1 rRNA gene is annotated in these 3,173 nt (G+C 57.4%); it reads left to right on the plus strand.

What is annotated here, in order from left to right:
• The first annotated feature begins 46 nt into the window (after positions 1–46).
• Positions 47–3,169: ribosomal RNA gene (locus ACWJ6R_RS29780) — 23S ribosomal RNA — on the plus strand.
• The last annotated feature ends 4 nt before the right edge of the window (positions 3,170–3,173 follow it).

The following is a 3,173-nucleotide window of genomic DNA, read 5'->3' on the forward strand; positions in this document are numbered from 1 at the left end:
GCTGTTTGTTGTTTGAGATTTGCATAGTGGACGCGAGCATCTTTGTGGCCAAGTTTTTTAGGGCACACGGTGGATGCCTTGGCATCAGGAGCCGATGAAGGACGTGGGAGGCTGCGTTAAGCCTCGGGGAGTCGCCAACCAGACGTTGATCCGGGGATGTCCGAATGGGGAAACCTAGCACCCGTCATGGGGTGTTGCCTCCGCCTGAATGTATAGGGCGGTTGGTGGTAACGCGGGGAAGTGAAACATCTCAGTACCCGTAGGAAGAGAAAACAACATGTGATTCCGTGAGTAGTGGTGAGCGAAAGCGGATGAGGCTAAACCGTATGCGTGTGATAGCCGGCAGGCGTTGCGTGTGCGGGGTCGTGGGACCTTCTGACGGTTTCTGCCGAGACCGTAAGCAGTGAGAAATCCAGTGGGTAGCCGAAGTCTCTGGGAAGGGACGCCGTAGACCGTGAGAGCCGGGTAGGCGAAATCTGCTGGACTGCTGGAGGGGATCCCAAGTAGCACGGGGCCCGAGAAATCCTGTGTGAATCTGCCAGGACCACCTGGTAAGCCTAAATACTCCCTGATGACCGATAGTGCACTAGTACCGTGAGGGAAAGGTGAAAAGCACCCCGGTGAGGGGTCGTGAAATAGTACCTGAAACCGTGTGCCTACAAGCCGTAGGAGCGTGCACAGCTTGCTGTGCGTGATGTGACTGCGTGCCTTTTGAAGAATGAGCCTGCGAGTTATGGTGTGTGGCGAGGTTAACCCGTGTGGGGGAGCCGTAGGGAAACCGAGTCTGAATAGGGCGTTTGAGTCGCATGCTGTAGACCCGAAGCGGAGTGATCTAGGCATGGGCAGGTTGAAGCGTGGGTAAGACTGCGTGGAGGACCGAACCCACCAGGGTTGAAAACCTGGGGGATGACCTGTGTTTAGGGGTGAAAGGCCAATCAAACTCCGTGATAGCTGGTTCTCCCCGAAATGCATTTAGGTGCAGCGTCGCGTGTTTCTTGCCGGAGGTAGAGCACTGGATGGCCGATGGGCCCGACAAGGTTACTGACGTCAGCCAAACTCCGAATGCCGGTAAGTGAGAGCGTGGCAGTGAGACTGCGGGGGATAAGCTCCGTAGTCGAGAGGGAAACAGCCCAGACCACCGACTAAGGCCCCTAAGCGTGTGCTAAGTGGGAAAGGATGTGGAGTCGCAGTGACAACCAGGAGGTTGGCTTAGAAGCAGCCACCCTTGAAAGAGTGCGTAATAGCTCACTGGTCAAGTGATTCCGCGCCGACAATGTAGCGGGGCTCAAGTGCACCGCCGAAGTCGTGGCATTCACACATTTTCCTGAGCCTTTGTGGTTGAGGGGTGTGGATGGGTAGGGGAGCGTCGTGCGGCCGGCGAAGCAGCCGAGTGATCGAGTTGTGGAGGCCGTGCGAGTGAGAATGCAGGCATGAGTAGCGAATCAGAAGTGAGAAACTTCTGCGCCGGATGACCAAGGGTTCCTGGGCCAGGCTAATCCGCCCAGGGTAAGTCGGGACCTAAGGCGAGGCCGACAGGCGTAGTCGATGGACAACGGGTTGATATTCCCGTACCCGTGGTGATGCGCCCATATCGAATCCAGTGATACTAAGGGTCCTTAAGCCCTCCTGCTCTTCGGAGCGGGGGTGAGGCTGAACGCCTGGCCTGATCTGGTAGTAGGTAAGCGATGGGGTGACGCAGGAAGGTAGCCCATCCCAGGCGATGGTAGTCCTGGGGTAAGCAGGTAGGGAGAGAGGTAGGCAAATCCGCCTCTCGTATATCCTGAGATGTGATGCCGAGCCGATTGTGGCGAAGTGGGTGATCCTATGCTGCCGAGAAAAGCCTCTAGCGAGCATCAGTGCGGCCCGTACCCGAAACCGACTCAGGTGGTCAGGTAGAGAATACCAAGGCGATCGGGTGAACTGTGGTTAAGGAACTCGGCAAATTGCCCCCGTAACTTCGGGAGAAGGGGGGCCTTCGCTGGTGACGAGTCTTGCACTCTGAGCTGGTGGGGGCCGCAGTGGCCAGGGGGAAGCGACTGTTTACTAAAAACACAGGTCCGTGCGAAGTCGTAAGACGATGTATACGGACTGACGCCTGCCCGGTGCTGGAACGTTAAGGGGACCGGTTAGCGGGCGTAAGCCTGCGACGCTGAGAACTTAAGCGCCAGTAAACGGCGGTGGTAACTATAACCATCCTAAGGTAGCGAAATTCCTTGTCGGGTAAGTTCCGACCTGCACGAATGGCGTAACGACTTCCCCGCTGTCTCAACCGCAGACCCGGCGAAATTGCACTACGAGTAAAGATGCTCGTTACGCGCAGCAGGACGGAAAGACCCCGGGACCTTCACTACAGCTTGACATTGGCGTTTGGAGCGTCTTGTGTAGGATAGGTGGGAGACGGTGAAGCTCGGACGCTAGTTCGGGTGGAGTCATTGGTGAAATACCACTCTGGTCGTTTTGAACGTCTAACTTCGGTCCGTGATCCGGATCAGGGACAGTGTCTGGTGGGTAGTTTAACTGGGGCGGTTGCCTCCTAAAGGGTAACGGAGGCGCCCAAAGGTTCCCTCAGCCTGGTTGGCAATCAGGTGTCGAGTGTAAGTGCACAAGGGAGCTTGACTGTGAGACCGACGGGTCGAGCAGGAGCGAAAGCTGGGACTAGTGATCCGGCGGTGGCATGTGGAAGCGCCGTCGCTCAACGGCTAAAAGGTACCCCGGGGATAACAGGCTGATCTTCCCCAAGAGTCCATATCGACGGGATGGTTTGGCACCTCGATGTCGGCTCGTCGCATCCTGGGGCTGGAGTAGGTCCCAAGGGTTGGGCTGTTCGCCCATTAAAGCGGTACGCGAGCTGGGTTTAGAACGTCGCGAGACAGTTCGGTCCCTATCCGCTGCGCGCGCAGGAGACTTGAAAGGGGCTGTCCCTAGTACGAGAGGACCGGGACGGACGAACCTCTGGTGTGCCAGTTGTTCCGCCAGGAGCACGGCTGGTTGGCTACGTTCGGAAGGGATAACCGCTGAAAGCATCTAAGCGGGAAGCTCGCCTTGAGATGAGGTCTCCCACCCTGTGAGGGGGTAAGGCTCCCGGTAGACGACCGGGTTGATAGGCCGGAGGTGGAAGCGCAGTAATGTGTGGAGCCGACCGGTACTAATAGGCCGAGGACTTGACCTCAAAG

The organism is Planomonospora algeriensis (genome assembly GCF_977012225.1).